Origin of the sequence: Erysipelatoclostridium sp. DFI.2.3, from assembly GCF_019132535.1 — a bacterium.
Lineage (GTDB): Bacteria > Bacillota_I > Bacilli_A > Erysipelotrichales > Erysipelotrichaceae > Clostridium_AQ > Clostridium_AQ innocuum.
Genome location: NZ_JAHOOJ010000064.1, coordinates 1 through 561 on the forward strand (window position 1 = coordinate 1; position 561 = coordinate 561).

The window sequence follows — 561 nt, forward strand, 5'->3', positions numbered from 1 at the left end:
GTCCCCAAAGCGCTAGAAGCCGGAGTGAAAAAAATTCTGGTTGAGATAGGTCACGAAGAATTAACGAAGTAGTATAAGAGGGTAAAACGCCCTACATATTGCCAAGAATGGCGGAAAGAGATGAGGTTATGAAACATATGACACAGACTTTAACAGACAACTATAATGCCTTTGTCGGCGCTGTAATCGCCGTACTGAGTATGGTATTTGGAGAGCATTGGTATTTATTCGCATTATTTCTATTACTCAATATTGCAGACTGGGTAACAGGCTGGATGAAGTCAAGAATCATGAAAAAAGAAAATTCAGTAAAGGGTTGGCAAGGAGTACTTAAAAAGATTGGATACTGGATCATGATTACGTTTGCATTCATGATTGCGGCAGGCTTAATCGAAATCGGTGAGATTATCAGTGTAGACTTACAGATTACTACGCTGCTTGGATGGTTCGTGCTGGCCAGTTTGATTGTGAATGAAGCACGTTCCATCTGTGAAAACTTTGTTGAAGCTGGATTCAACGTACCAAAAATTTTGAGCAACGGCTTAGCTGTTGCCGACAAAC

1 protein-coding gene is annotated in these 561 nt (G+C 40.8%); it reads left to right on the forward strand.

Annotated features, from left to right (window positions below; genetic code table 11):
- Nucleotides 1-137: 137 nt before the first annotated feature.
- The coding region (locus KSZ58_RS22390) for a phage holin family protein (RefSeq protein ID WP_217752962.1) at nucleotides 138-561 on the forward strand (424 nt) is incomplete at its 3' end.